The following is a 25,329-nucleotide window of genomic DNA, read 5'->3' as shown; positions in this document are numbered from 1 at the left end:
GAGGTCCGAGACATGAAGAAGATCCTGCCCGTTGCAGCCACCGTCGCCGCCGTTCTGGTGGCCGGTGTTGCCTATCAATCGTTCTCGGGTGCGACCGATAGCACATCCGTCACCAGCTTTGCCGCGCAGGCGCAGGACGGCGCGGCGGCCGATGCCGATCTGTCGCTGGTGCAGGAGATGACCCTGGGCAATCCGGATGCCGCTGTGACGGTGATCGAATATGCATCCTTCACCTGTCCGCATTGCCGGACCTTCCACGAAGGGCCGTTCCAGAAGCTGAAGGCCGATTACATCGACACGGACAAGATCAACTTCGTCTATCGCGAGGTGTATTTCGACCGGCCGAGCCTGTGGGCCGGCATGGTGGCACGGTGCGGCGGGCCGCTGCGGTATTTCGGGATCTCGAGCCTGATTTACGACCAGCAGGACGAATGGGCCCGTGGCGAGCCGGCTGAGATCGCCGCCAGCCTGCGGCGCATCGGCAAGACGGCGGGACTGAGCGACGAACAACTGGACGCCTGCATGCAGGACGCGGACAAGGCACAGGCCCTGGTCGCCACCTATGAAAAGAACGCCGCGGCCGACAACATCACCGCCACGCCATCGTTCGTCATCGACGGCGAGACGATGAAGAACATGAGCTATGAGGAGATGTCGAAGATCCTGGACGAAAAGCTGGGCGAATAAGCCCGGTCTGATCCAAAGGAGCGCGCTGCGCGCGCACGCCATGTGCCCTTCGGGCGGCGGGCGCGCGGTTTGACGGTATCGCCCTTTTCCACACCTTCGCGCTGGGATAGACCCGACCCAAACAACGGGAGTGTGACATGGATCGGAAAGTGGCAATCGTGACTGGCGCGGCGCGGGGGATCGGCCTCGCGACGACGGGGCTGTTTCTGGATGACGGCTGGCACGTGGCGATGGTGGACAAGGACGCCGAGGCGCTGCATGCCGCCGCCGCAGACCTGGGCGAAGTGACGGCCATCGTCTGCGACATATCGGACCCCGCGGCGGTCGACGCCATGGTGGCCGAGGTCACCAACATCTGCGGGCGCATCGATGCCCTGGTGAACAACGCCGGCGAAGCGGATTTCGGCCCGATCGAGGAGACCACGTTTGCCCGCTGGCGGTTTGTCATGGCGACGAATCTGGACGGCACGTTCCTGGTGTCGCAGGCCTGCATCCCCGCCCTGAAGCAAAGCCGGGGCGCCATCGTCAACATCGCGTCGATCTCGGGGTTGCGGGCGTCGACCCTGCGCGTCGCCTATGGCACGTCGAAGGCGGCGGTGATCGCGCTGACCGAACAGCAGGCCGCCGAACTGGGCGAATACGGCATCCGCGCCAATTGTGTCGCGCCGGGCCCCGTGAAGACCAAGCTGTCGATGGCGGTTCATTCGCCGCAGATCATCGCCGCCTATCACGACGCCATCCCCCTGAACCGCTATGGCAGCGAGGGGGAAATCGGCGCCGTGATCGTTTTCCTGTGCTCGGAAAAGGCCAGCTTCGTGTCGGGACAGACGGTGGCCGTCGACGGCGGTTTCGAATCCACCGGCATCGGTCTGCCTGCATTGCGCGCGTAGCCGCGCATTTTTGATCAACGCGCCACATCGCGCATGGCCGCGCGTGCGCAACCCGCGCGCGGCCGTTTCCGATCAGTCGGTCAGCCCGATCCGCGCTCGGATGGCCGGATCGCGCAGGGAAACCTCTCGGCCGATCCAGTCGTCGGCGTCGCCGGTGCACATCCACAGCAGCGCCTGCGCGACCCATTCGGGCGGGATGTGATCCGACCAGTCCAGCTTGCTGACCGGGTTGACGTCGCTTGCCTTGATCTCGCGCTGCATCTGGGTGGCGACCGTGCCGGGCGACAGCCCCATGATCCTGAGACCGTGGTCGCGGTTTTCCAGATCCGCCGCCTCGGTCAGCATCGCCGCGCCGGCCTTGGAGGCGCAATAGTGGGACCAGCCTTCGATCGCCCGGTGCGCCGCCCCCGACGACACCGTCAGGATCGTGCCGCTGCCGCGTTCAATCATCCCGGGCAGCGCCGCCCGCATTCCATTGAAGACGCCGGTCAGGTTGATGTCGATGGCGCGGGCCCAGGCCTTTGGGTCGGCGGTGGCCAGGTGCGAGACGGGTTCGATCACGCCGGCGTTGTTGACCAGAACGTCGATCTTTCCAAAGCCGTCGGTCGCCGTCTGCACGGCATCGGCCATGGCGCCGAAATCGGCCACGTCACAGGGCAGGGCCAGGGCGCGGTCCTCGCCCAGATCGCGGGCAAGCCCGGCAATGGCATCGTCGCTGCGCGCCAACAGAACCACCTGCGCGCCCGCCGCCACGAAGGCCCGTGCCGTTTCGGCGCCGATGCCGCGGCTGGCGCCCGTGATCAGCGCGACCTTGTCGGTCATGTCCCTCATCTCGTCCTCCTGTCCTGTCCGGTTCATGCCGGCAAGGTTAGGTCGGGAATGCGGCTTTGCCCAGCCCGCCAGGACTTGACCTCGGGCGTTCGCGCCCCCACGCTGCGCGGGACATTTTATTCGAGGTATCCTCACATGATCCGAACCGCCCGTCTGACCGCCACTGCCACCGCCGTGACCCTGATCATGGGGGCGGCGCCTGCCCTGGCCGATGTCGCACCGCGCGAGGTCTGGGACACCTGGCAATCGGCCTATGCCACGCTGGGCATGACGATGACGCCCGGCTCGGAAAGCGAGGATGGCGATACCCTGACCCTGCGCGATGTCGTGCTGTCGATCGATCATGACGACGACGCATCGCTGAACGGCACGATCCCGGAAATCAACCTGACCGACCAGGGCGACGGCACCGTGCTGATCACGATGTCGCCGGAATACGACATGGTTCTGACCGTCGATCCGGCCGAGGATGAGCAGTTTACCGCCACCATCGTCGTCCAGTTGCCGGGGTTGGAAACCGTTGCATCGGGCGAAGTGTCGACGCTGACCTATGACGTCACGGCCCCCAAGGTCGGCATCGCCATGACCGGTGCCTCAGAAGACGGCGCCGCGATGACCATCGACGCGCAACTGGACGATGTGGTTGCCACCTATTCGCTGTTCGGCGAGGGCGCGGAACAGACCTTTGGCTATGACATGGTGAGCGAGGCGCTGAGCGTCTCGGCCATCGCGACCCCACCCGCCGACGAAGACGAGGCCGAGGCCGAGTCCGACGGTGCGGGCCTGGTGAACATGGCCTGGCGGGTCGAGACGCTGCGCGGCCAGGCGTCGGGCGATCTTGCCCTGCTGTCACCGTCGGCCGACAGCGCGACCGGCGACACATCGCTGGCCTACAACATCGTCCATGGGCCCCAGGCGTTTTCGATGGACGTGACGGACCCCGAAGCACAGACAATGGTCGTGGACGGATCGAGCGAGGCCGGCGCCATCGATTTCGCCATGTCCGACGGCGCGATGGCCTATATGACGCGGGCCGAAATGCTGGAAATCCAGGTTTCGGGCGATTCCCTGCCGTTTTCCGATCTCGGCGCGTCGATGGACGTGCTGAACGTCGCCTTGCGCGGGCCGGTCGTGCCGACCGAAACCCCCGAGGATTTCGCCTTCAACCTGAACCTCGGCGGGCTGAGCGTGTCGGACGCCGTATGGGACATGATCGATTCGGGCCAGCGGTTGCCGCGCGATCCCGCGACCCTGCTGGTCGATCTGTCGGGCAAGGCGCGCCTCTTGGTCGATTTCTGGACGTCCGACGACATCGACCCCGAAGCCGAGCCGGGCGAGCTGCACGCGCTTGACCTGAACGAACTGAAGCTTTCGGTGGCAGGGGCCGATCTGACGGGCGATGGATCGTTTACCTTCGACAATGCCGACAAGACGACATTCGAAGGCATGCCGGCCGCCGATGGCGAACTGAACCTGAAGCTGGTCGGGGGCAACACGCTTCTCGACACGCTGGTCACCATGGGGATCCTGCCGCAGGAACAGGCGATGGGCGCGCGGATGATGCTGGGGCTGTTCGCGACCCCCGGTGAAGGCGATACGCTGACGTCGAAAATCGAAGTCCGCCCGGACGGGTCGGTTTCGGCCAACGGTCAACGGCTGAAATAAAGCCGCGAACGGGTTGCCAAGCGGCGCGCGCGGGCTTTCTTTTCCGGACAGCCCGCGCCGGACGCCCTGGAACTGGACCCTGACATGACCGACGACTTCCCTGCCCCCACCCCATCGGATGACGCCCGCGCCGCGAGCAAGGAAGAACAGACGCGCGCCAAGCGCGAAAAACGCGAAAGCCACGCGAAAACTCCGACACCGACCGAAAAATCGCTGACCAGCGACGAACGCAACGCGGTCAACGAAAACGGCAGCCTGTCGGCGCTGACCGTCTATTCCATCATCCTGCGCGAGGGCGAGGAAGAGCTGATCCGCCCGAAGACATCGCTGTGGTGGTCGGGGGTCGCGGCGGGCATCGGCATTTCGACATCGGTCCTGGCCGAAGGGATATTCCGCGCCAACCTCGGGTCGGATCATGCCTATCTGACGCTGCTGGAAAGCCTGGGATACACGTTCGGCTTTGTGTTGGTGGTGCTGTCGCGGTTGCAGCTGTTCACCGAGAACACGATCACCGTCGTCCTGCCGGTGCTGGCCGATCCGAACCGCAAGAAATTCTATTGCACCGCGCGATTGTGGGGGATCGTATTCGTCGCCAACATGTTCGGCACGTTCATCACGGCGGGCATCGCGGTGCATGGCGGCATCCTGACCCCAGAAGTCCTGAGCGCGATCTTCGAGATTTCGCACCACCTGGCCGAACTGTCGCCGTCCGAGGCGTTGCTGCGTGGCATCCCGTCGGGGTTCTTCATCGCCGCGCTGGTCTGGATGCTGCCGTCCACGGGCGGCGCGGGAAAGGTCGCCGTGATCGTGATGTTCACATGGCTGATCGCGGCCGGTGATTTCACCCATGTTGTCGCCGGATCGAACGAGATCTTCAACCTGGTCGTGACCGGAGAAATCGGGATCGTGACGGCGTTCAGTCACCACATCCTGCCGATGCTGGTCGGCAATATCCTGGGCGGCACGGGCCTGTTCGCCATGCTGGCCTATGGGCAGGTCAGCGAGGAAATCTAGGGCGGAACGGGGCGCGCGTCGCCTTGCGCCCCGTGTCCTTCCACATCACGCGAAGTCGAAGTTGAGCGACGTCAGTTCGTTGAAGGTCACGCCCTCGATCGTCAGTGTGTGGCCGTTCACCTGTATCACGGTGTCGCCACTGTTCTCGCGTATAAGGTGGCTGCGCACCTCTTCGAGGTTTCGCAGGCTCGCGATGCTTTCGCCGCCCGAGACGTCGATCCGGTCGTTCAGCCCGGTAAAACGGTTGCCGAACTGAAAATCGCGCACCACGTCGTTGCCGCGTGAAAAGACGAAGGTATCGACGTCGCCACCGCCGCGCAGCACGTCGTTTCCGTTGCCGCCGTTCAGCCGATCCGAACCCGGACCGCCCATAAGGAAGTCCTGGCCGCCGCCGCCCAGCAGCACGTCGTCGCCTTCACCGCCGTGCAAGGTGTCCGACCCCTGCGGCACCTGGCCGGGGCTGGATTGGTCGCGGTCGCCTTCCAGGGTGTCGTTGCCATGCCCGCCGACAAGCGAATCGCGCCCGCCCCCGCCATACAGCCTGTCGTTGCCGCCGCCGCCGACCAGGGTGTCGCGCCCGCCCATTCCGTCGAACGTCTCGGCGCCGTCGGTGCCGATCAACTTGTCGCCGAAGTTGGTCGCGAAAATCCGTTCGATGCCGACGACATCGCCCGACCTGCCGCCGCCGGTCGACCGGAAAACCTCGGACGCGAGGTTGACGAAATACCCGTTCTCGGCGTCGAGGAACAGGCTGAGGACATCGCGGCCGGCGCCGCCGTCGACACTGTCGCCGACACCGGCATAGATCACATCGTTGCCGCCGGCCCCCCTCAGGACGTCAAAGCCGTTGCCGCCGTCAAGGGTGTCGGCATGGGCGCCACCATCCAGGGTGTCGTTGTGATCGCCCCCTTTCAGGCTGTCGTTACCGGCCCCGCCGAACAACCGGTCCGCACCCTTTCCGCCCTCCAGCACGTCCATGCCGTTGCCACCCACCAGGGTGTCGTTATGCGTGCCGCCGCGCAGCAGGTCGTTGCCGGTTTCGCCGAACAACAGATCCTTGCCGGCGCCGCCTTCCAGGGTGTCGTCGCCGCCCCCGCCGCGCAGGGTGTCCCATTCCGCGATGCCCGGGCCTTCGCCCTCACCGCCGCCGACGATCCGGTCATTGCCCCGCCCGCCCGACAGGCTGTCGCGTCCCTGGCCGCCGAAGATGGTGTCGCGAAAGATGCCGCCCGTGATCGTGTCGGCGCCCTCCTGCCCGAACAGGCGGTTGGCACCACGCACGCCGAAGATCTCGTCGGCACCGGCGCCGCCCTCGATCCGGTTGGGCCCGTCGCCGCCGCGCAGGGTGTCGCCGTGGGCCGTTCCGCGCACCGCCTCGATGTTCACCAGCGTATCGGTTTCCTCGAAGCTGTCGGTGGCGGTTCCGGCGCCCAGGTCGACGACGACGCCCGCCCACCCCGTTTCGGTGCTGTAATCGGCCCAATCGAACCCTGCGTCGCCATCCAGCAGTCGGCACCGCGGAACCCCGTGAGAAAATCGTTGCCCGCGCCACCGTGCAACTCATCGTTCTGATGGCCGCCGTTCAGGGTGTCGGATCCGCCGCCCCCGAACAGCGTGTCCTCGCCAAAGCCGCCGAAGAAGGTGTTGTTGGCATTGTTGCCGAACATGGTGTCGCCGGCGATCGAGCCGCGGACGATCTCGACATTCACGATGCGGTCGATGCCGCCCCAGTCATTGTCGATTTCCCCGTCCGCCATGCGCACGGTGATCGGCTGGCCCGTGCCGCCGATATTGTCATAGGTGATGCCGTAATCCACGGTGTCGATCCCACCGCCGCCGAAGACGTTGTTGTTGCCGCGCGTCATCACGACGAAGTTGTCCCGCGCATCGCCGATGAAGACATCGTCGGTGTTGTTCAGGAACGCCCCCTCGATATTGCGCAGGGTCGAAACCGCGCCATCCGGTGTTGTCATCGTGTTGTTGCGAAGGTTGACGACAAGGTTGCGGGTGATCTGGTCCGAGGCGATGGTTCCGGCTCCGACAAGGTCGAGACCGCCGCGCCCGTCGATCACGTCGGTGCCGCCACCGCCCAGGAACACCTCGCCGATCGGCGTCTGGTCGTAATCGACGGCCGCGAAGTTCCCGCCCAGCAAGGTGTCGTTTCCGGTGCGGCCTTCGACGCGGTTGATGTTCGTGAACGTGCCGGACGCTACCGCAACCAGGACATCCGTATCGTTCGAAAACCGCGCGCCGCCCCGGAATTCATAGGTATAGGTGCCCGCCCGCAGGTCGACACGCAGGTTCTTTGCATCGACATCATAGATGTTTCCGCGTTCGCCGGCGTTATCCTGGGCCTCGGTCAGCTCATAGATATTGATGTAGTTGTCGTAAGGCGCGGCGATGATGCCGCGACCGCCGATCGGTCCGGTCAGCACATCCAGGCCCGGGGTCAGGAAGATGTGGTCGACATGGCCGACCGCGTTGTCGGGATTGCCCTGACCGAAGTTGATGACGTCGTTGTCGGTGCGGCCGAGGTCGTAATAGACCACCGTCGCGGTGGCGATGTCGTATCCATCGGTGCCGACGATCGTATCCGGTCCATCCATGTTGTTGAAGGTTGCCATCTTGTGTTCCTTGATTTGACGGGGAGATTGCTCACGAAAAAAGGGGATATACCGCTGCGCATCATCCCGGGGACACGAAGGTGCAACTGCCGGGGTATGGCGCAAGGTTGCCAGCGATCTGGCAACCGATCAAGTATTACGGGATGCGGCGCGAAACCTGACGGGATTTGTCATGTCGCGCGATGACGGTCGCCGTGTCGCCCTTGCGCCGCTCTGCCCACCGCCCTAGGTCAAGCCCATCGCGAACAGGAGCCGCCCATGTCCGATCGTCTTGCCCGTCTCACCGCCGATCTGCTGCGTGCCGCCAAGGGGGCAGGGGCCGATGGCGCCGATGCGCTGGCGGTGGATGGCACGTCGTTGTCCATCGATGTCCTGGGGGGAAAGCTGGAACATGCGGAACGTTCGGAAGGGGTGGAAATCGGGTTGCGGGTGCTGATCGGGCAACGCCAGGCCTGTGTGTCGGCGTCGGATATCAAGCCCGAGACCATCGCCACCATGGCCGAACGGGCCGTTGCCATGGCCCGTGAGGCGCCCGAGGATCCCAACATCGGCCTGGCCGACCCCGACCTGTTGGCCCGCACCTGGGACATCGATGCGCTGGACCTGTGCGATCCCGCCGATGAACCGTCGCCCGCCGCGCTGGAAGACGACGCACGGCGCGCCGAGGCGGCCGCGCTGGCCGTCAAGGGCATTGCCCAGGTGCAAAGCGCGGGCGCGGGATACGGGCGGCGGACCCTGCATCTGGCCGCGTCCAACGGATTTTCGGGCGGCTACACCCGGACAAGCCGGGGCCTGTCCTGCGTCGCCATCACCGGAGCCGGAACGGGGATGGAGCGGGATTACTACGGCGACAGCCGGATCTACCAATCCGATGTGGACAGCCCTGAAACCGTTGGGCGCATCGCCGCCGAACGCACCCTTGCGCGGGCGGGCGCGCGGCAACCCAAGACCGGCGCCTATCCGGTGCTGTTCGATGAACGGGTCGCCGCGTCGCTGATCGGGCATCTGAGTGCCGCGATCAACGGATCGGCCATTGCGCGCGGCGCGTCGTGGCTGCGCGATGCGCTGGGCGAACAGGTGCTGCCCGACGGCATGTCGCTGATCGAGGATCCGCACCGCGCCCGCGTCAGCGGCTCGCGCCCGTTCGACGGCGAGGGTTTGGCGACCGCGCGCCGCGCCATCGTCAACGACGGTGTGCTGACCGGCTGGACGCTGGACCTGGCCACCGCCCGCAAGCTGGGGATGCAGAGCACGGCCAACGCCGCGCGCGGCACCTCGTCGCCGCCCAGCCCGAGCCTGTCGAACCTGACGCTGAGCCAGGGCACGCAGAGCCCGGCCGACCTGATGCGCGAGATGGGCACCGGCCTGCTGGTCACCTCGATGATCGGCAGTTCGATCAACCCCAACACCGGCGATTACTCGCGCGGTGCGTCGGGCATCTGGATCGAGAATGGTGAGCCGGCCTATGCCGTGAACGAATGCACGCTGGCGGGAAACCTGCGCGAGATGCTGCTGAGCCTGACCGCCGCCAACGACGCGCGGCCGCACCTGTCGCGCGTGATCCCGTCGCTCAGGGTCGAGGGGTTGACGCTTGCCGGGGGATGATCTTTCGCTGCTGATCGACGCGGCCCGGGCGGCCGGTGACATCGCGCTGCCACATTGGCGCGCCGACCCCGAGGTCTGGGACAAGGGCGGTGGCGCCGGTCCGGTCAGCGAAGCCGATATCGCCGTGGACACCATGCTGCGCGAAACCCTGACCGCCGCGCGCCCCGGTTACGGCTGGCTGTCCGAGGAAACCGAGGATACCGGCCAGCGGCTGACCCGGGAACACGTGTTCATCGTCGATCCCATCGACGGCACCCGCGCCTTTGTCGGCGGGGAACGGACGTGGTCGCATTCGCTGGCCATTGCGCGGAACGGAGCGATCACCGCCGCGGTGGTGTTCCTGCCCGTGACCGGCAAGCTCTATGCCGCGGAGGCAGGGCAGGGCGCGACGCTGAACGGCGCGCCGATCCACGCCTCGGCCACCACCGATCCGGACACCGCGACGATTCTGTCGGCCAAGGCGGTGGTGAACCCGGCCAACTGGCGCGCGCCGATGCCCGGGTTCACCCGCCATTTCCGCCCGTCGCTGGCCTATCGGTTGTGTCTTGCCGGCGAAGGGCGGTTCGACGCCATGCTGGCGCTGCGTCCCACCTGGGAATGGGACATCGCGGCCGGCACCCTGATCGTCACCGAAGCGGGCGGCACGGTGTCCGACCGCACCGGCCGGCCGCTGCGGTTCAACAATGCCCATCCGCAAACCAACGGGTGCCTGGCCGCGGGGGCGGTCCATGGCGCGCTGCAGGCGCGGCTGGCCTGACGGCGGATGCCCGGCCGCGGGCAAGACGGCGGGGCGCCGATCGTGATCGGCGGCGCCATCGCTTCGAGCGTTGGTTGATGCCCCGCCGCCCGGTCTATACGGTGCGCGGGAAACGTCACACCAAGGGGAAACCTCCCATGACCCAGCGCCTGCACCTCGTCTTCGGCGGGGAATTGACCGACCCGACAAAAAACGTGTTCAAGGATGTTGCCGCCATCGATATCGTCGGCATGTTCCCCAATTATGCCAGCGCCTATGATGCGTGGAAATCGGCGGCGCACCGCACCGTGGACAACGCCCACATGCGCTATTTCATTGCCCACATCCACCGCCTGCGGGATGAGGAAACCGCCGCCTCGCCTACCGAGGAGCTTGGAAACTGATCGGACTCTGGCGTCATCGCCTGCGCGCCCGCGCCGAAGCGGCCAACCTGTCGCGACAGGCCCGGATCGCCGACGACGCCGGTCAGCAGGCGGCACAGCGGCTGGGCCGCAGCGACGTCGACCGGCCGGACGGCCCGCTGCTGTGGCTGCATCTTGCACCGGACGGGCGGGCCAGCGCGGCGGCGGACCTGGTGGCGCGCCTGGAGATACCCTGTTCGCTGTTGCTGACGCGGTCGGATCCGACGGTTGACGCGCTGTTTCCCGATGACACGCTGTGTCAGAACCTTCCGGTGGACGATGACCGCGCGGTCGATGCGTTTCTCGACCACTGGCGCCCGGATGCCTGTGTGTGGCTTGGCGGCACCTGGTCGCCCGTGCTGTTGTCCGCGACACGCGAACGGAACTGTTTCACCCTGGCGCTGGATGCCATTCCGGCGCAGCCCGAACTGCGCCGGCCAAGATGGCGCACCGGGGCGAAGCGGGCGGATCTGGCGGCGTTCGACCATATCCTGACCCGCACGCAAGCGGACGTCGCACGTCTGGTCGCCCATGGTGCGGATCCGGACATCATCGAAACACCCGGCCTGCTGGAAGCCGCGCCGCCGCCGCTGCCCTGCAACGATGCGGACTGGAACGCCTTGTCCGCGGCGCTGGCGGCGCGGCCCGTCTGGCTGGCGGTCGATGTGCCGGCCGATGAAATCGACGTCGTCCTGGCCGCCCACGAGCGGGCCAGCCGCCTTGCGCACCGCCTGTTGCTGATCCTGGTGCCCGAAGACCCGGCGACGGGTGCCGGGCTGTTGGCGCGGATCGAGGCCGCCGGGGGCCACGCGACGCTGCGCAGTCGCGATGACGAGCCAAGCTTTGAATGCCAGGTCTTCATCGCCGACACCGCAGACGAGGCCGGGCTTTGGTATCGCCTGGCGCCGATCGCCTTCATGGGCAATACCCTGTCGGGGCAGGGTGCGGGGCGCAACCCGTTCGAAGCGGCCCGCCTTGGGGCCGTGGTCGTGCATGGCCCGGCCACCAACGGGTTCACCGGCATTTACGGCGCGCTGGGCCGGGCGCGCGGCTGCGTCGCGGTCCGCCAGCCCGGGGATCTGGGTGGCGAGATCGAACGCCTTCTGGCGCCCGATCGCGCAGCTGAGATTGCGCACAACGCATGGGGAGTTGCCACCGATGGGGCCGAAGCGACCGACCGCGCGCTGGCGTTGATCGAAGACGCGCTGGGCGATGCCGGAGGCCCGCGATGAAGCCGCCCGCCTTCTGGAACGCACCGCCTGACCGCCCCGGTTGGAGGGCGCGGGCGCTGGCGCCGCTCGGCGCCATCTATGCCCGGGCGACGGCCCGCCGCCTGGCCCGGGGAACCGACGCGCTGCGCGCCGGGGTGCCGGTGATCTGCGTCGGCAACCTGAACGTCGGCGGCACCGGCAAGACACCGACGGTGATCGCGCTGGTCCAGATGCTGGCCGACCGTGGATGCGCGGTGCATGTCGTCTCGCGCGGCTATGGCGGATCGCTGGGCGGCCCGGTGCAGGTCGACGCCCGCCGCCATACCGCATCGCAGGTGGGGGATGAACCGCTGTTGCTGTCGGCCTTTGGCCCGGTCTGGGTGGCCCGCGACCGGGCGGCAGGGGTGCGCGCGGCCGAGCAGGCGGGCGCCGGCGTGGTCGTGATGGATGACGGGTTCCAGAACCCTTCGGTCGTCAAGGATCTGTCGCTGGTCGTGGTGCGGGCGGGCACCGGGTTCGGCAACGGGCGTGTCCTGCCGGCGGGTCCGCTGCGCGAACCCGTTGCAACCGGCCTGGCCCGCGCCGACCTGTTGCTGAGCATCGGCGACGCGGCAGAGCAGGCAAGGTTCGCGGATACATGGGGTCACGCCATCGACCTGCCCCACGTCAGCGGAACGCTGGCGCCCCTGCAAACCGGCATGGATTGGGCGGGCCTGCGCGTTCTGGCCTTCGCGGGCATCGGAGAGCCGTCGGGCTTCTTTGCCACGCTGAAGGCGCAAGGCGCGATCCTGGCCGGAGCGCAGGCGCTGGACGATCACCAGACGTTGTCGCCCGCCCTTCTGACCCGGCTGGAGCGTGAGGCGGCCACCCTGTCAGCGCAACTGGTCACCACTGAAAAGGACGCGGCGCGCCTGCCTGCGTCATGGCGGGGCAAGGTGCTGACGCTGCCGGTGCGCCTGACTTTGCGCGACCCCGCCCCGTTGGTCGCGGCGCTGGATCGCTTGGGCCTTGTCCCCGGTGGCGGTGGCACGGGTGAATGATCGGCGCGTGCTCCTTGGCGTTCCTGATTTTTGCGGATCGGTGCCTTTCATGGCGCGCGCAGGCCATCACCCGACGTCACGGGCGCACGACCTAGGCGGCCTCGGTCGTCTCGACCGGCGCATCATTCGCCGCCACTTCGGGAGCGCCGAGCGCCAGCGTTCCGCCAATCGCCACGGCCAGTGACAGAAGACCGGCGCCCAGAACGGCACGATCCAGAATATCGCTCTGGCGCTTGGGACGCATGACCAGTTCCACGATCTTTTCCAAATTCTGTCCTTTCTGTCGGCTGACGGGACGGTCGCTCTCTGGACCTTGGGGTCAAAGTCGTAAAAGAATCGGTCACAAATGAGGGCAAATCGGCGCATCAAGGCGGCGTATCGCGGGAATTGAGGCGAAATCATGAATGACGATCTGCGATTGGGGCGCCCGGTCACCGGCTGGCGCCCTCCGCCACGCCCCGGCCCCGATACCCTGTCGGGGCGAACCGTCGTGCTGGAACGCCTGAACGCCGATGCCCACGTGGGCGATTTGCACCGCGCGAATGGCGCCGACCCGGCGATGTGGGATTTCATGGCCTACGGCCCCTTTGCCTCGGCGCCGGCCTATCATCGCTGGATCCGGCAGAATGCGGCCGGGGACGACCCGTTCTTCTATGCGATACGGGATCGTGCCACGGGGCGGTTGGGCGGTGTTGTCAGCTATCTGAGGATCGCGCCCGAATCGGGCAGCATCGAGGTCGGCCATATCGCGCTGGCGGCCGAATTGCAGCGCACGGTCGCGGCGACCGAAGCGATCTACCTGATGATGGCCTGGGCCTTCGGTGCGGGATACCGGCGCTTCGAATGGAAGTGCAATGCGTTGAACCTGCGTTCACGCCGGGCGGCGCAACGGCTGGGCTTCAGCTTTGAGGGGGTCTTCCGTCAGGCCGGCGTGGTCAAGGGGCGCAACCGCGATACCGCGTGGTTCGCCGCGATCGATTCCGAATGGCCGGCGTTGCAGGCGGCCTTCGACGCGTGGCTGGCTCCGTCGAACTTTGATCGGGCCGGGCAACAGATCGAACGCCTGGGCGATTTGACGGCGCTGGTCCGGGTCGGCGACGACCCCGCGCTTTGATCCTGACTCCGGCATCACCCGCGCCGCGGTTGTCGACCGGTCAACTGGCCAGGGATCGGTCGTTCAGCTTGCGCGCGATCATGGCCGAAACATGCGACAATTGCTGCGCCGTTGGCTGTCCGTCACGCTGCAGGGCCGCCAGATGCCCGGCCGCCCGGGCAAGCGCATGATCGCCGATGCTTCGGCCCAGGCCGGTCAGAAAGCCGACGATATAATCCACCCTGATGTCGTCCCCGGCAAGCAGGTCGGAAATATGGGCAAGATCATCGCGCAGAGCCATGGTGTCGGGCACGACCACGTCGTTCAGCAGGGGCCGCGGACCGCTGGGGTGCAGATCGCGCGGCAAACGGGCCATTATCGTTTCAAGAAACGCGCCCACGGCGGTCAGGGGCTTTTCCAGGAAGGCGTCGGCGCCGGCGGCAATGGCGCGCGGCCCCATGGCGGCATCGCCAGACGTGGCCAGCAACACGGGCACCCGTGGCCGGGCTTCGGCCATCTCGCGAATCAGCGTTTCTCCCGACCCGTCGGGCAGGCCGAGATCGATCAGCGCGATCGTCGGGCGATAGGTTGTCAGATGCCGTCCGGCGGCGGCCAGCGTGTCGGCCCGGCGGATCCGCGCGCCGAATCGCAGACACATCAGACGCACCCCTTCACTGGCAAACCGACTGTCCTCGACGATCAGGACAGTCTGGCCCAACAGGGGGCGATCCTGCGTGGGTTTGAAGGGAAACAGGAATTCTTCGCGCATTTCGGGCATGGCAAGCTCCTTGGTCCGATCCTTGATTGCGTCTCGGGTAACCTTAACGGCGCAGGACCTAAGGCTTTGTTAACCGCGGTGCGTCCATGCGTCTCTTGCCCCGACCGACCGGCCCGATCATAACGGCGCCGACCGTCACAGCCGGAAGGGGCCAACGATGATCGGACGTTTGAACCATGTCGCCATCGCGGTGCCGGATCTCGACGCGGCCTGTGCGCAATACCGTGACACGCTGGGCGCCACCGTCGGTGCGCCACAGGATGAACCCGATCATGGTGTCACCGTGGTGTTCATCGATCTGCCCAACACCAAGATCGAATTGCTGCATCCCTTGGGCCACGACAGCCCGATCACGGCGTTCCTGACCCGCAATCCCGGCGGCGGCATTCATCACATCTGTTACGAGGTCGACGACATCCTGACGGCGCGCGACCGCCTGCGCGCCGCCGGTGCGCGGGTGCTGGGTGACGGCGCGCCGAAGGTCGGCGCCCACGGCAAACCCGTTCTGTTCCTGCACCCCAAGGATTTCAACGGATGTCTGATCGAACTCGAACAGGTCTGAACCCGGCTTTTTCTTGCTGAAAATACTCGAATCCCGCCCTGTCCCCAACCCCGAGGCCGCCGACCATGTCCATCGTTTCCGCCATCGTCCTCTATGCCGTCCTGTGGTTCCTGACGCTGTTCGTGGCGCTGCCGATCGGGTTGCGCACCCAGGGGGATGAAGGCGAAATCGTGCCGGGCACCCATGCGGGCGCGCCGGCGAATTTCCGGCTCAAGCGGACGGCGCTTTGGGTGACGGTGATTTCGATGGTGATCTGGCTCATCATTGCCGGGATCATCCTGTCGGGCTGGATCAGCGTGCGCGATCTCGACTGGTTTCACCGGATGGGGCCAGCCTCTGGAACAGGTGGGTGAACGTCGCCGCACCCAGCACCGGCACCAGAAGATTGACCAGCGGGATCATCAGCGGCACCGCCATGAGGGCACCGGCCACCCAGATCTTGCCGGCGTGACGGCGGCGCAGCGCGCGCGCCTCGTCGCGTCCCATCCGACGGATCGCGACCAGCTGGAAATACTCACGCCCCAGGAGATATCCGTTCAGCGTGACGAAGATCAACGGCGCCGCGACGTTGGTCAGGACATAGACGAACAGGGCCACGATATTCGCCGCGATCAGGATTCCCATGAAGCCGATCGAATCGCGCAGCCCTTCGCCAATGCTGACGTGGCGGCCGGGCGGCAGATGCGGATAATGGCGCCGGTCGACTGCGTCCGCCACATCGTCGAGGAACAGCGACGTGAAGGCCGACGCAACCGGCACCATCAGGAACACCGAGGCCACCAGCATCACCAGGATCGACGCGCCCGACAACAGGTCGTCGACCCATGTCACCTCGCCCACGCCGGGAAGGATCATGGAATCGGGCACCAACAGGTTCATGACGCCCAGAAACACGGCATAGACGGCGAACAGCAGCGCGACCGTCAGCCCAAGTCCCAACAGCAACACGCGGCGAAAGCGCGGATCGCCCAGTTGTGTCAGTGCCTTCCAGAAGTCGGACAGGATCATGTCGTGATCCAGGTGGTGATCGCGTCGATATCGGGGCGCGGTCGCTCGGGCGGGGGGGTGGTTTCCGTGCCGATGTGGATCAGCCCGGCGATCCGTTCATCCTCCTCCAGTCCCAGATGCGCACGAATGCCGGCATCATGCGACATCCACCCCGAGATCCAGTTCGCGCCCCATCCCGCGGCCAGCGCTGCGTTCAGCAGCGCAAGACAGACCGCACCGGCGGAATAGACCTGTTCGATCTCGGGGATCTTGTCCGACGGCTTGGGCGACGACACGACGACGACCGCCAGATGCGCGCCCCGGTATTCGGCTTCGGCCTTGGCGATCTTTTCGGGCTCGATCGCGTTCCTTGCGCCGCATTCGGCGAAGCGGTCGGCCAGCACGACCAGTGCCGCGCGTTCAAGCACGATGAAACGCCACGGCTCCAGCTTGCCGTGATCCGGCGTGCGTGCGGCGGCGGTCAGCAGCGTGCGCAACGTGGCACGGTCCGGAACCGGGGGCGCCAACGTCTTGGCCGGACGCGAACGCCGGGTCAGCAGGAATTCGAGTGCTTGGAAATTTTCGGCGGGCATGGGTCACTCCGGGTCTGGTCGTGGCACATGTCGGGGTGCGGCGGCATCAAATCAAGCGTGCGAAGGATCGCGGCATGCCCGACGGGCGGCGCCCGTGGGCTGGCACGCGCCCTGCCGCTGGCCGGGTCGCGCGCGCCAGACCGCCACGCGCGCCCGAAAACAATCAGCTTCGCACCAGCTTTTCATAGCTTTCGGCGACGTCGCGGGTCAGCGCGCCCACCTCGAACCGATAGTCGCCGATCTGACCCACCGGCGTCACCTCGGCGGCGGTTCCGGTCAGCCAGCATTGTTCGAACCCTTCCAGTTCCTCGGGCATGATGTGGCGTTCGTGCACCGTGACGCCACGCTCGCGCAGCATCCCCAGCACGGTCTGGCGGGTGATCCCGTTCAGGAAGCAATCGGGGTCGGGGGTGTGCACCTCGCCGTCCTTGACGAAGAAGATGTTGGCGCCGGTCGCCTCGGCCACATAGCCGCGATAATCGAACATCATCGCGTCGCTGCATCCCTTGGCCTCGGCGGCATGCTTGGACATCGTGCAGATCATGTAAAGACCGGCGGCCTTGGCGTGGCTGGGCACAGTTTCGGGCGACGGGCGCTTCCATTTGGCGATGTCCAGCTTGGCGCCTTTCATCTTGGCATCGCCATAGTAATTGCCCCACGACCAGGCGGCGATGGCCAGGCGGACCGGGTTGTTCTTGGACGACACGCCCATGTCCTGTCCGGCGCCGCGCCAGGCAATGGCGCGGACATAGGCATCGGTCAGCCTGTTTTCGGCCAGCACCTGCTGTTTGGCGGCCTCGATCTCGTCCACCGTCCAGGGGATCGGCATGTCGATGGCGACGCCCGAATTCAGCAGGCGTTCGGAATGCCGGCGGGATTCGAAGATCTTGCCGTTATAGCACCGCTCGCCCTCGAAGACCGAAGACGCGTAATGCATCGCGTGGGTCAGCAGGTGCACGTTGGCGTCGCGCCATGGCACCATCTTGCCGTCCATCCAGATTTGCCCGTCGCGGTCTTCGAATGTGGCAACCATCTCTGCGATCCTTTGTCCTTGCCCTTCCTGGGTGGGCGTATTCCATATGTTGCGTCAATATGCCCGTATCGGATGCAATATTACGCTTTTGGCCGGGAATCGCTAACAGTGAGGTCTTGGAATGTCAACAACACTGACATAAAGTGTGATCAGGACATGGGCAGAGACGAAAGGATCACCCGATGGGCGGACAAAGACCCGGACCCGAGACGCTTCTGTTCCTGACGGATGAACAACTGCGCCGTGGCATCGAGGCGATGTATTTCGCCTATCGCGGCTTCACCGCCGATCCCGACCGGATCCTTGCCGAACACGGCTATGGCCGCGCCCACCACCGCGCTTTGCACTTCATCAACCGCTTTCCCGGCACGACGGTGAACAACCTTCTGGGGATCCTCGGCGTGACCAAGCAATCGCTGAACCGTGTGCTGCGCAGCCTGATCGATGACGGCTTGGTGGACAGCCGCGTCGGCACGCGGGACAAGCGCGAGCGTCACCTGCATCTGACCGAACGGGGCCAGGACCTGGAACAGACCCTGTCCGAGGTTCAGGCCAGGCGGGTGCGCGCCGCCTATCGTGCCGCCGGTCCCGAGGCCGTGCTTGGCTTTCGCCGGGTTCTGGAGGCGATGATGGACGCGGACCAGCGCCGCCAGTTCCTGCCGCCCGCCGAGGAAAAAACACCATGACCGCGCCGTCCGACCTGCACCTTCTGATCGTCGATGACGACGAGCGTATCCGCCAATTGTTGCAGAAGTTCTTGGTCCGTCACGGATTCTTCGTGTCGGCGGCGCGGGACGCGGCGCACGCGCGCCGGCTTCTGGAAGGGTTGGATTTCGACCTGATCGTGCTGGACGTGATGATGCCCGGTGAAGACGGAATCTCGCTGACGGCGGCATTGCGCGAAACCATGACCGTGCCGATCCTGTTGTTGACCGCCAAAAGCGAAACCGGCGACCGGATCAGCGGGCTGGAAGCGGGCGCCGACGACTACCTCGCCAAACCGTTCGAGCCGAAAGAACTGTTGTTGCGGATCAATGCGATCCTGCGGCGTGTGCCGGCAGAGCCTGTTGCGCCGGACACGCCCAAGGTGCTGTATCTGGGCGACATCCGCTATGACATCGAGCGGGGCGAGATGTGGCAGGGGGATTCGATCCTGCGGCTGACGGCCACGGAATCGCAGTTGATGAAGATTTTCGCCGCTGCCACCGACACCCCGATCAGCCGCGCACAACTGGTCGACGATCTTGGTCGCGGCGGCGGCCAGAGCCAGGAACGGGCCGTGGATGTTCAGATCACCCGGCTGCGTCGCAAGATCGAAAGCGATCCGAAACAGCCGCGATACCTTCAGACCGTGCGCGGGGCGGGGTATCTTCTGGCACCCGACTGACCGTGGGGCCGTGTTGCGTCGGCCCCGGGTTGGGGCCGGGATTTTGTCGGCACAACGAAAAAGACCGCCCACCGGGCGGCCTGTTGTCGTGCGCGGGGCGAACGATCACTCGTTCACGCTGTCCTTCAGGGCCTTGGCGATGGTCATCTTGACCACCTTGTCGGCATCCTTCGGCATCTGCTCGCCCGTGGCGGGGTTGCGGACCATGCGCGCCGGGCGCTCGCGGCAATAGATCTTGCCGACGCCGGGAAGGGTCACGGCGCCGCCGGCCGACACTTCGCGGGTGATGATGTTGATGATCGACTCGAGCGCGGTGCCTGCCGTCTTCTTGTCGGCATCCATCTCTTCGGCCAGTGCGGCGACGAGTTGCGTCTTGGTCATCGGTTTCGCCATGTATGATCTCCTCAATTGGCCCGGTGATTAGGGGGCATTGCCGGGATTTAACGGTATATAGCGGGGCGACACAACGACTGGCGGTTGAAAATCGAACCGAAACTAGAGATTTCGGGCCGATTTCTGTGGATTTTCGGCGGAATGATGCTGTCGCGACACCCGGATTTCGCTGCAAGGGGCGGTTTTGGCGCAATTCGCGCCGGTTCAGAGGAACGCCGTTTCCTCGAACGAGCGCAGTTTGCGCGAATGGATCCGGTCCAGCGGCATGCCGTTCAGCGATTCCAGCGCGCGGATTCCGATCAGCAGATGGCGCGCGACCTGGGTGCGGTAAAAGTCCGACGCCATCCCCGGCAGCTTCAATTCGCCCTGCAACGGCTTATCTGACACGCACAGCAACGTGCCATAAGGCACCCGAAAGCGGAAACCGTTGGCGGCGATCGTCGCGCTTTCCATGTCCAGTGCGATGGCGCGCGATTGCGACAGGCGCTGCACCGGGCCGGACAGCTCGCGCAGTTCCCAGTTGCGGTTGTCGACGCTGGCCACGGTGCCGGTCCGCATGATCCGCTTCAGATCGAACCCTTCCATCTCGGCGACACCGGCCACCGCCTTTTCCAAAGCGATCTGGATTTCGGCCAGCGCCGGCACCGGCACCCAGACCGGCAGATCGGCGTCCAGTACCTTGTCCTCGCGCAGATAGGCGTGGGCCAGCACGAAATCGCCCAGCTGCTGTGAATTGCGCAAGCCGGCGCAATGGCCGACCATGATCCAGGCATGGGGGCGCAGCACGGCGATATGGTCGGTCGCGGTCTTGGCATTGGACGGGCCGACCCCGATGTTGACCAGCGTGATGCCGCCGCCGTCCTTGCGTTTCAGATGATAGCTGGGCATCTGCGGCAGCTTCGCGGGGGTCGGCATGTCTTCGTCGGCCCCGGTGATCTCGATGTTTCCCGGCCCGACGAAGGCGGTATAGCCGCTGGTCGGATCGCCCAGGACGGTGCGGGCGTAGGCCTCGAACTCCTCGATGTAGAACTGGTAGTTGGTGAACAGCACGTGGTTCTGGAAATGCTCGGGGCGGGTCGCGGTATAATGCGCCAGCCGCGCCAGCGAATAATCGATGCGCTGGGCGGTGAACGGCGCCAGCGGGGCGGACCCGTCGGGATGCAGAAAGCCGAAACCGTTGACGATGTCATCGTTCGTGGTGGCCAGATCCGGCACGTCGAACACGTCGCGCAGCGGAAAATCCAGCGCGCCGGAATGGGGCACCGTGACGCTTTCGTCGCGCGCCACGGCGAAATGCACCGGCATCGGCGTCATCGAGGGCCCGATCTCGACGCCGGTGCCGTGGTTGTCGATCAGCAGGCCGATCTGCTGGCGCAGGTAATGGGCGAACAGATCGGGCCGGGTGATCGTGGTCGAATAGGTGCCGGGCGACGCGACATGCCCAAAGCTCAGCCGGCTGTCGACACGGGCGAAGCTGGTCGTGGTCAGCCGGATCTCGGGGTAATAGGCGCGATACCGGACCTCGGGCGTGCGCCCTTCGCCGATCTCGGAAAAACCGGCGGCCAGAAAGGCGCAGGCCTCGGCGTAAAGCTCCTGCAGGCGGGTCACGGCCGCGGCGGGATCCAGAAACGTTTCATGGGCCTGGGCATCGGGCGTGACCAGCGGCAGGTTCTGGCTGAGCGGGGCCATGGTGTGTCCTTTCGGCGGAGCGGCGTTTGACCGGTCTTAGTCGATCCACCCGCCCCGCCACAAGGTCGCCGCACAATCGGCCCCCCGGGGTGGAACGGCAGACGGGCGATCGACGTTCTCCAACAATCCGCCACATCGCGTCCCGGAGGTGCAGGTGCCCCATGTTCCCGGCCTGATCTATTACCCCGACACCCGCCCCGGCATCAAGCGCCGCAAGGCCGGTCGCGGCTTTTCCTATACCGCGCCCGACGGCACCCGGATCGAAGCCAAAAGCGAACGCGCCCGGCTGAACGCGCTGGCGGTGCCGCCCGCCTATGTCGACGTCTGGATCTCGCCCAAGGTCAACGGTCACCTGCAAGCCACCGGCAAGGACGACCGCGCGCGCAAGCAATACCGCTATCACCCCGACTGGACGGATTACCGCGCGCGCCGCAAGTTCGCCGATCTCGCGGCCTTCGGCGCGGCGTTGCCGGCGATCCGCCGGTGCATCGCGCGCGATCTGCGCAACACCGATGCAGGCAGCCGCGATTTCGCCGTCGCGGCGGTGCTGGCGATGCTGGACCGCCTGTCGCTGCGCATCGGCACGCCGGAATACGCCGCCGAGAACGGCAGTTTCGGCGCCACCACCCTGCGGCGCAAGCACGTCGAACTGGATGCAAAGACAGATACGCTGACCTTCGATTACACCGCGAAGGGTGGCAAGAAGGTTCGCCGGACGCTGCACGATGCGACGCTGCAACGGGTGCTGCACCGGCTCGACGACCTGCCGGGGGCGACGCTCGTGTCGTGGATCGACGATCAAGGGGCCTCGCATGACGTGTCGTCCGAGGCGGTCAATGCGCGGCTGGTCGATCTGGCGGAAACGCCCGGCTTGACGGCCAAGACGTTCCGCACCTGGAACGGCAGCGTCGCCGCCATGGAAGCCGCCCTTGCCGAGGACCGGTTGACGATCAAGGCGATGGCCGAACGGGCCGCCGAACGCCTGTCGAACACCCCGGCCATCGCGCGCAACAGCTATATCCACCCCGACGTCCTGGCCCTGACCGATGTCTCCGCGGCCGAGCGTCAGGGCCTGCTCGCTGCCGCTCCCGAGATCCGTGGTCTGCGCCAGCCCGAGCGCGCCCTGTTGCAGCTGATCGGTTCCTGACCCCAGGCCCGGCGGTGCGCCATCCCGCCCCGGCCGGCGATTGACACCGCGCGGCACTGCTGTTGCACTGCGCCCGCCCCCTTGATTGACCGGAGTATCCGCGATGACCGTCACCGACCTGCGCCCGAACATGGACCACTGGCCCGAACGGGTCGATCTGGCGGCGGCCTTCCGCTGGACCGCCCGGCTGAACCTGCACGAGGCGGTGGCAAACCACTTTTCGCTGGCCATCAGCGACGACGGCACGCGGTTCCTGATGAACCCGAACCAGATGCACTTTTCGCGCATCCGGGCGTCGGACCTGATCGTGGTCGATGCCAACGATCCCGAAACGCTGAACGGACCGGACGCGCCGGATCCCACGGCATGGGGCCTGCATGGCGGCCTGCACCGCCACTGCGCCCATGCGCGCTGCGCCATGCATGTCCATTCGATCCACGCCACGGTTCTGGCGTCTCTGGCCGACAGCCGCCTGCCGCCCATCGATCAGAACTGCGCGACGTTCTTCAACCGCGTGGTGATCGACGAGAACTATGGCGGCCTGGCGTTCGAGGACGAAGGCGCGCGCTGCGCGCAGCTTTTTTCGGACCCGAAACAGAAGGTCATGGTGATGGGAAATCATGGCGTGATGATCATCGGCGATACCGTGGCCGAAACCTTCAACCGGCTGTATTACTTCGAACGCGCCGCCGAAACCTACATTCGCGCGCTGCAAACCGGCCAGCCCCTGCGTATCCTGTCCGACGCGGTGGCGGAAAAGACCGCGCGCGAGCTGGAACAATACCCCGAACAGGACATCCGTCATCTCGCCGAACTAAAGGCGATCCTGGACGCGGAAAACTCCAACTACGCGTCCTGAGCGCGCCGGGCTTCTTACCGATCGAAATACTCCCGCGCGGAGCGCTCCCGCACCCGCGATCCACGCAACGCAAAGGCCCGGATGCATCGCCGGGCCTTTCCGTCTTGCTGTCGAACTCAGCCCTTCGAGAACTCGGGATAGCTTTCCATGCCCAATTCGGCGACATCCAGCCCGGTGATCTCGTCCTCTTCCGATACCCGGATCCCGGTGACAGCCCGCAACGCCAGCCAAAGCGCCGCGCTGCAGACGAAGACGAAGGCGCCAACGATGACGATCGACAGAACCTGTCCCGTGACCGTGGCATCGGGGTTGGTCGCCAGCACCGCCAGCGTGCCCCAGATGCCGCAGAACAGGTGGACGGGAATGGCACCGACCACGTCATCGATCCTCAGCCGGTCCAGGAACGGCACCGCGAAGACCACGATCGCCCCGCCAACGGCCCCGATCAGCGTGGCGGAACCCAGGGTCGGCATCAGCGGCTCGGCGGTGATCGACACCAGCCCCGCCAGTGCGCCGTTCAGCACCATCGTCAGGTCCGGCTTGCCATACAGAAGCTGCGTCAGGATCAGCGCGGTGATCGCACCGCCCGCCGCCGCCGTGTTCGTGTTGGCGAAGATCCGGCTGATGTCGGCCACATTGCCCGCGGTATCCATATAGAGCTGCGATCCGCCGTTGAAGCCGAACCAGCCCAGCCACAGGATGAACGTGCCCAGCGTGGCCAGCGGCAGGTTGGCGCCCGGCATCGGATGCACCCGTCCGTCCTTGTACTTGCCCAGCCGCGGCCCGAGGATCAGCGCACCGGCCAGCGCGGCCCAGCCCCCGACCGAATGGACCACGGTCGATCCGGCGAAGTCGAGGAAGCCCAGCTGCGCGTCCAGATATCCGCCGCCCCACTTCCACGATGCCTGGATCGGATAGATCACGCCCGTCAGCACGATGACGAAGAACAGGAACGGCCACAGCTTGATCCGCTCGGCCAGGGTGCCCGACACGATCGATGCGGTGGTGGCGCAGAACATCAGCTGAAAGAAGAAATCCGACCCGACCGAGGCATAGGTCAGATCCGTCGCCGTGTCCGCAAGGCCGACCGGCTCAAGCGCGGCCAGGGAAAACGCGCCGATCCAGCCTTCGACGATCCAGTTGCCGTCGCCCGGATACATCAGGTTGTAGCCGACGAGGTAATACAGCACCGCCGCGAAGGAAAACAGCGCCACGTTCTTCATCAGCTGCATCGTCGTGTTCTTCTGGCGCACGAGTCCCGCTTCCAGCATCGTGAAACCGGCGGCCATCCAGAACACGAGGAACCCGGCAACGAGGAACATGAACGTGGTGAAGATATAGCCGATGTCGGCCATGGGCGGTGTGGTGTCGGGGGCGGCGTCCTGCGCCAGTGCGGGCAGAGCAAGGGCACACAGCGCCGTGGCCACTCCCGCGGTTCTGATCTGGTTTTTCATCTCAATCTCTCTGTTAGCTGTGGGGAGCGCGCGTCAAAGCGCGTCGTCATCGGTTTCGCCCGTGCGCACGCGCAGGGCGGCGGCCACGTCGAGAACGAAGATCTTGCCGTCGCCGATCTTGGCGGTCCGGGCCGCGGTTGCGATGGTGTCGGTGACCTGGTCGGCCATCGTGTCGGGCACGACGATCTCGAGCTTGATCTTCGGCACGAAGTTCACGGCGTATTCGGCGCCGCGATAGATTTCGGTGTGCCCTGACTGTGACCCGAACCCCTTGATTTCGGTCACCATCATGCCGCGCACGCCGACAGCGGTCAGCGCCCGGCGGACCTCCTCGAGCTTGAACGGCTTTATCGTCGCAATGATGAGTTTCACTGTCGTCCCTTTCCCTGCACGCGGCGCTGGACCTGCGCGGCGTCTGTGCAACGAAAGGGCGGCCGCGCCCCGCGCCGCACAAGGCAAGCGGCCGGATCGGCGATGTGATTTTCGGCGGAATTGCACAATTTTTGCACATACACACCGCCGGGGCTAAAAATTGGGCGGTGGGGAAAAGGCAAAGTTGAACGGCTCGCCTCTCCACTTCCGCGGCCGCGCACTGTAGTGTCGCGCAAAACAAGACGGATCGGGGACAG

General features: G+C 65.8%; 28 protein-coding genes. 16 read left to right on the top strand and 12 right to left on the bottom strand.

What is annotated here, in order from left to right:
• Positions 1 to 12 precede the first annotated feature (12 nt).
• Positions 13 to 687, top strand: a complete 675-nt coding sequence (locus CFP68_RS15320) for a DsbA family protein (protein WP_099827801.1) — start codon at positions 13 to 15, stop codon at positions 685 to 687.
• 137 nt (positions 688 to 824) lie between these two features.
• Positions 825 to 1,577, top strand: coding sequence for an SDR family NAD(P)-dependent oxidoreductase (locus CFP68_RS15315; protein WP_099827800.1), 753 nt, complete (start codon positions 825 to 827; stop codon positions 1,575 to 1,577).
• A gap of 72 nt (positions 1,578 to 1,649) precedes the next feature.
• On the opposite strand, the gene CFP68_RS15310 is transcribed toward CFP68_RS15315, so the two are convergent.
• The gene (locus tag CFP68_RS15310; RefSeq protein ID WP_099827871.1) at positions 1,650 to 2,408 is read right to left on the bottom strand and encodes an SDR family oxidoreductase; all 759 of its coding nucleotides are present in this window, start codon (positions 2,406 to 2,408) and stop codon (positions 1,650 to 1,652) included.
• Between the two features lie 135 nt (positions 2,409 to 2,543).
• On the opposite strand from CFP68_RS15310, the gene CFP68_RS15305 reads away from it, so the two are divergent.
• Positions 2,544 to 4,073: a DUF2125 domain-containing protein gene (locus CFP68_RS15305; RefSeq protein WP_099827799.1), complete on the top strand. Its 1,530-nt coding sequence runs from the start codon at positions 2,544 to 2,546 to the stop codon at positions 4,071 to 4,073.
• 84 nt (positions 4,074 to 4,157) lie between these two features.
• Positions 4,158 to 5,087 (top strand): formate/nitrite transporter family protein, encoded by a 930-nt coding sequence (locus CFP68_RS15300; RefSeq protein ID WP_099827798.1) that lies wholly within the window; start codon positions 4,158 to 4,160, stop codon positions 5,085 to 5,087.
• Positions 5,088 to 5,132: 45 nt separating this feature from the next.
• On the opposite strand, the gene CFP68_RS15295 is transcribed toward CFP68_RS15300, so the two are convergent.
• On the bottom strand, positions 5,133 to 6,473 hold the full coding sequence (locus CFP68_RS15295; protein WP_099827797.1) for a calcium-binding protein: 1,341 nt from the start codon (positions 6,471 to 6,473) through the stop codon (positions 5,133 to 5,135).
• Complete coding sequence (locus tag CFP68_RS18595) at positions 6,470 to 7,711, bottom strand: calcium-binding protein (protein ID WP_099827796.1); 1,242 nt, start codon at positions 7,709 to 7,711, stop codon at positions 6,470 to 6,472. The genes CFP68_RS15295 and CFP68_RS18595 overlap by 4 nt, the downstream gene beginning before the upstream one ends.
• Before the next feature lie 258 nt (positions 7,712 to 7,969).
• Here CFP68_RS18595 and CFP68_RS15285 point away from each other — a divergent pair, with 258 nt between their 5' ends.
• From CFP68_RS15285 to lpxK, 5 genes are all read left to right on the top strand, one after another.
• Positions 7,970 to 9,316: a TldD/PmbA family protein gene (locus tag CFP68_RS15285; protein WP_099827795.1), complete on the top strand. Its 1,347-nt coding sequence runs from the start codon at positions 7,970 to 7,972 to the stop codon at positions 9,314 to 9,316.
• Entirely contained in the window at positions 9,303 to 10,073 is a 771-nt protein-coding gene (locus tag CFP68_RS15280; RefSeq protein WP_099827794.1) for a 3'(2'),5'-bisphosphate nucleotidase CysQ, read from the top strand. Before CFP68_RS15285 ends, CFP68_RS15280 begins: the two co-directional genes overlap by 14 nt.
• A 137-nt stretch (positions 10,074 to 10,210) precedes the next feature.
• Entirely contained in the window at positions 10,211 to 10,456 is a 246-nt protein-coding gene (locus tag CFP68_RS15275) for a DUF4170 domain-containing protein (protein WP_099827870.1), read from the top strand.
• The gene (locus tag CFP68_RS15270; protein WP_099827793.1) at positions 10,453 to 11,706 is read left to right on the top strand and encodes a glycosyltransferase N-terminal domain-containing protein; all 1,254 of its coding nucleotides are present in this window, start codon (positions 10,453 to 10,455) and stop codon (positions 11,704 to 11,706) included. The genes CFP68_RS15275 and CFP68_RS15270 overlap by 4 nt, the downstream gene beginning before the upstream one ends.
• A complete protein-coding gene (gene lpxK, locus CFP68_RS15265) occupies positions 11,703 to 12,725 on the top strand; it encodes a tetraacyldisaccharide 4'-kinase (protein WP_099827792.1) in 1,023 nt (340 codons plus the stop codon). Before CFP68_RS15270 ends, lpxK begins: the two co-directional genes overlap by 4 nt.
• Positions 12,726 to 12,816: 91 nt before the next feature.
• On the opposite strand, the gene CFP68_RS18130 is transcribed toward lpxK, so the two are convergent.
• The gene (locus tag CFP68_RS18130) at positions 12,817 to 12,993 is read right to left on the bottom strand and encodes a hypothetical protein (RefSeq protein ID WP_158234184.1); all 177 of its coding nucleotides are present in this window, start codon (positions 12,991 to 12,993) and stop codon (positions 12,817 to 12,819) included.
• A 132-nt stretch (positions 12,994 to 13,125) separates the two neighbouring features.
• On the opposite strand from CFP68_RS18130, the gene CFP68_RS15260 reads away from it, so the two are divergent.
• Positions 13,126 to 13,839 carry a GNAT family N-acetyltransferase gene (locus tag CFP68_RS15260; protein WP_099827791.1) on the top strand — a complete coding sequence of 238 codons (714 nt, stop codon included), beginning with the start codon at positions 13,126 to 13,128 and terminating at the stop codon, positions 13,837 to 13,839.
• 40 nt (positions 13,840 to 13,879) lie between these two features.
• Here the strand turns inward: CFP68_RS15260 and CFP68_RS15255 are convergent, their stop codons facing one another.
• Positions 13,880 to 14,596: a response regulator gene (locus CFP68_RS15255; protein ID WP_099827790.1), complete on the bottom strand. Its 717-nt coding sequence runs from the start codon at positions 14,594 to 14,596 to the stop codon at positions 13,880 to 13,882.
• A 157-nt stretch (positions 14,597 to 14,753) separates the two neighbouring features.
• Between CFP68_RS15255 and mce the strand changes: the two genes are divergently transcribed.
• Both mce and CFP68_RS15245 read left to right on the top strand, forming a co-directional pair.
• Positions 14,754 to 15,158 (top strand): methylmalonyl-CoA epimerase, encoded by a 405-nt coding sequence (gene mce, locus CFP68_RS15250; protein WP_099827789.1) that lies wholly within the window; start codon positions 14,754 to 14,756, stop codon positions 15,156 to 15,158.
• A gap of 65 nt (positions 15,159 to 15,223) precedes the next feature.
• A complete protein-coding gene (locus CFP68_RS15245; RefSeq protein ID WP_099827788.1) occupies positions 15,224 to 15,511 on the top strand; it encodes a DUF1467 family protein in 288 nt (95 codons plus the stop codon).
• Here the strand turns inward: CFP68_RS15245 and CFP68_RS15240 are convergent.
• From CFP68_RS15240 to CFP68_RS15230, 3 genes are all read right to left on the bottom strand, one after another.
• Positions 15,450 to 16,166 (bottom strand): EI24 domain-containing protein, encoded by a 717-nt coding sequence (locus tag CFP68_RS15240; RefSeq protein ID WP_099827787.1) that lies wholly within the window; start codon positions 16,164 to 16,166, stop codon positions 15,450 to 15,452. The two genes, CFP68_RS15245 and CFP68_RS15240, sit on opposite strands and share 62 nt — an antisense overlap.
• Complete coding sequence (locus CFP68_RS15235) at positions 16,163 to 16,738, bottom strand: nitroreductase family protein (protein WP_099827786.1); 576 nt, start codon at positions 16,736 to 16,738, stop codon at positions 16,163 to 16,165. Before CFP68_RS15235 ends, CFP68_RS15240 begins: the two co-directional genes overlap by 4 nt.
• A 163-nt stretch (positions 16,739 to 16,901) precedes the next feature.
• The gene (locus CFP68_RS15230) at positions 16,902 to 17,771 is read right to left on the bottom strand and encodes a branched-chain amino acid aminotransferase (RefSeq protein ID WP_099827785.1); all 870 of its coding nucleotides are present in this window, start codon (positions 17,769 to 17,771) and stop codon (positions 16,902 to 16,904) included.
• A 182-nt stretch (positions 17,772 to 17,953) separates the two neighbouring features.
• On the opposite strand from CFP68_RS15230, the gene CFP68_RS15225 reads away from it, so the two are divergent.
• Together CFP68_RS15225 and CFP68_RS15220 are read left to right on the top strand one after the other, a co-directional pair.
• Positions 17,954 to 18,457 carry a MarR family winged helix-turn-helix transcriptional regulator gene (locus CFP68_RS15225; protein ID WP_099827784.1) on the top strand — a complete coding sequence of 168 codons (504 nt, stop codon included), beginning with the start codon at positions 17,954 to 17,956 and terminating at the stop codon, positions 18,455 to 18,457.
• Positions 18,454 to 19,158, top strand: coding sequence for a response regulator (locus CFP68_RS15220; protein WP_099827783.1), 705 nt, complete (start codon positions 18,454 to 18,456; stop codon positions 19,156 to 19,158). The genes CFP68_RS15225 and CFP68_RS15220 overlap by 4 nt, the downstream gene beginning before the upstream one ends.
• 105 nt (positions 19,159 to 19,263) lie before the next feature.
• Here CFP68_RS15220 and CFP68_RS15215 read toward each other — a convergent pair whose 3' ends face one another.
• Together CFP68_RS15215 and CFP68_RS15210 are read right to left on the bottom strand one after the other, a co-directional pair.
• Positions 19,264 to 19,551 (bottom strand): HU family DNA-binding protein, encoded by a 288-nt coding sequence (locus CFP68_RS15215; protein WP_099827782.1) that lies wholly within the window; start codon positions 19,549 to 19,551, stop codon positions 19,264 to 19,266.
• A 204-nt stretch (positions 19,552 to 19,755) separates the two neighbouring features.
• The gene (locus CFP68_RS15210) at positions 19,756 to 21,240 is read right to left on the bottom strand and encodes an AMP nucleosidase (protein WP_169961483.1); all 1,485 of its coding nucleotides are present in this window, start codon (positions 21,238 to 21,240) and stop codon (positions 19,756 to 19,758) included.
• A 154-nt stretch (positions 21,241 to 21,394) separates the two neighbouring features.
• Here CFP68_RS15210 and CFP68_RS15205 point away from each other — a divergent pair, with 154 nt between their 5' ends.
• Complete coding sequence (locus CFP68_RS15205) at positions 21,395 to 22,387, top strand: DNA topoisomerase IB (RefSeq protein ID WP_099827868.1); 993 nt, start codon at positions 21,395 to 21,397, stop codon at positions 22,385 to 22,387.
• 103 nt (positions 22,388 to 22,490) lie between these two features.
• On the top strand, positions 22,491 to 23,246 hold the full coding sequence (locus tag CFP68_RS15200; protein WP_099827781.1) for a class II aldolase and adducin N-terminal domain-containing protein: 756 nt from the start codon (positions 22,491 to 22,493) through the stop codon (positions 23,244 to 23,246).
• A gap of 116 nt (positions 23,247 to 23,362) precedes the next feature.
• On the opposite strand, the gene CFP68_RS15195 is transcribed toward CFP68_RS15200, so the two are convergent.
• Both CFP68_RS15195 and CFP68_RS15190 read right to left on the bottom strand, forming a co-directional pair.
• Positions 23,363 to 24,700, bottom strand: coding sequence for an ammonium transporter (locus CFP68_RS15195; RefSeq protein WP_099827780.1), 1,338 nt, complete (start codon positions 24,698 to 24,700; stop codon positions 23,363 to 23,365).
• A 33-nt stretch (positions 24,701 to 24,733) separates the two neighbouring features.
• On the bottom strand, positions 24,734 to 25,072 hold the full coding sequence (locus CFP68_RS15190; RefSeq protein ID WP_099827779.1) for a P-II family nitrogen regulator: 339 nt from the start codon (positions 25,070 to 25,072) through the stop codon (positions 24,734 to 24,736).
• Between the last annotated feature and the right edge of the window lie 257 nt (positions 25,073 to 25,329).

It is taken from the genome of Oceaniglobus indicus, from assembly GCF_002751875.1.
Classification (GTDB): Bacteria; Pseudomonadota; Alphaproteobacteria; order Rhodobacterales; family Rhodobacteraceae; genus Oceaniglobus; species Oceaniglobus indicus.
The sequence above is the reverse complement of the archived record's forward strand: the minus strand, read 5'-3'. Positions and strand labels throughout refer to the sequence as shown.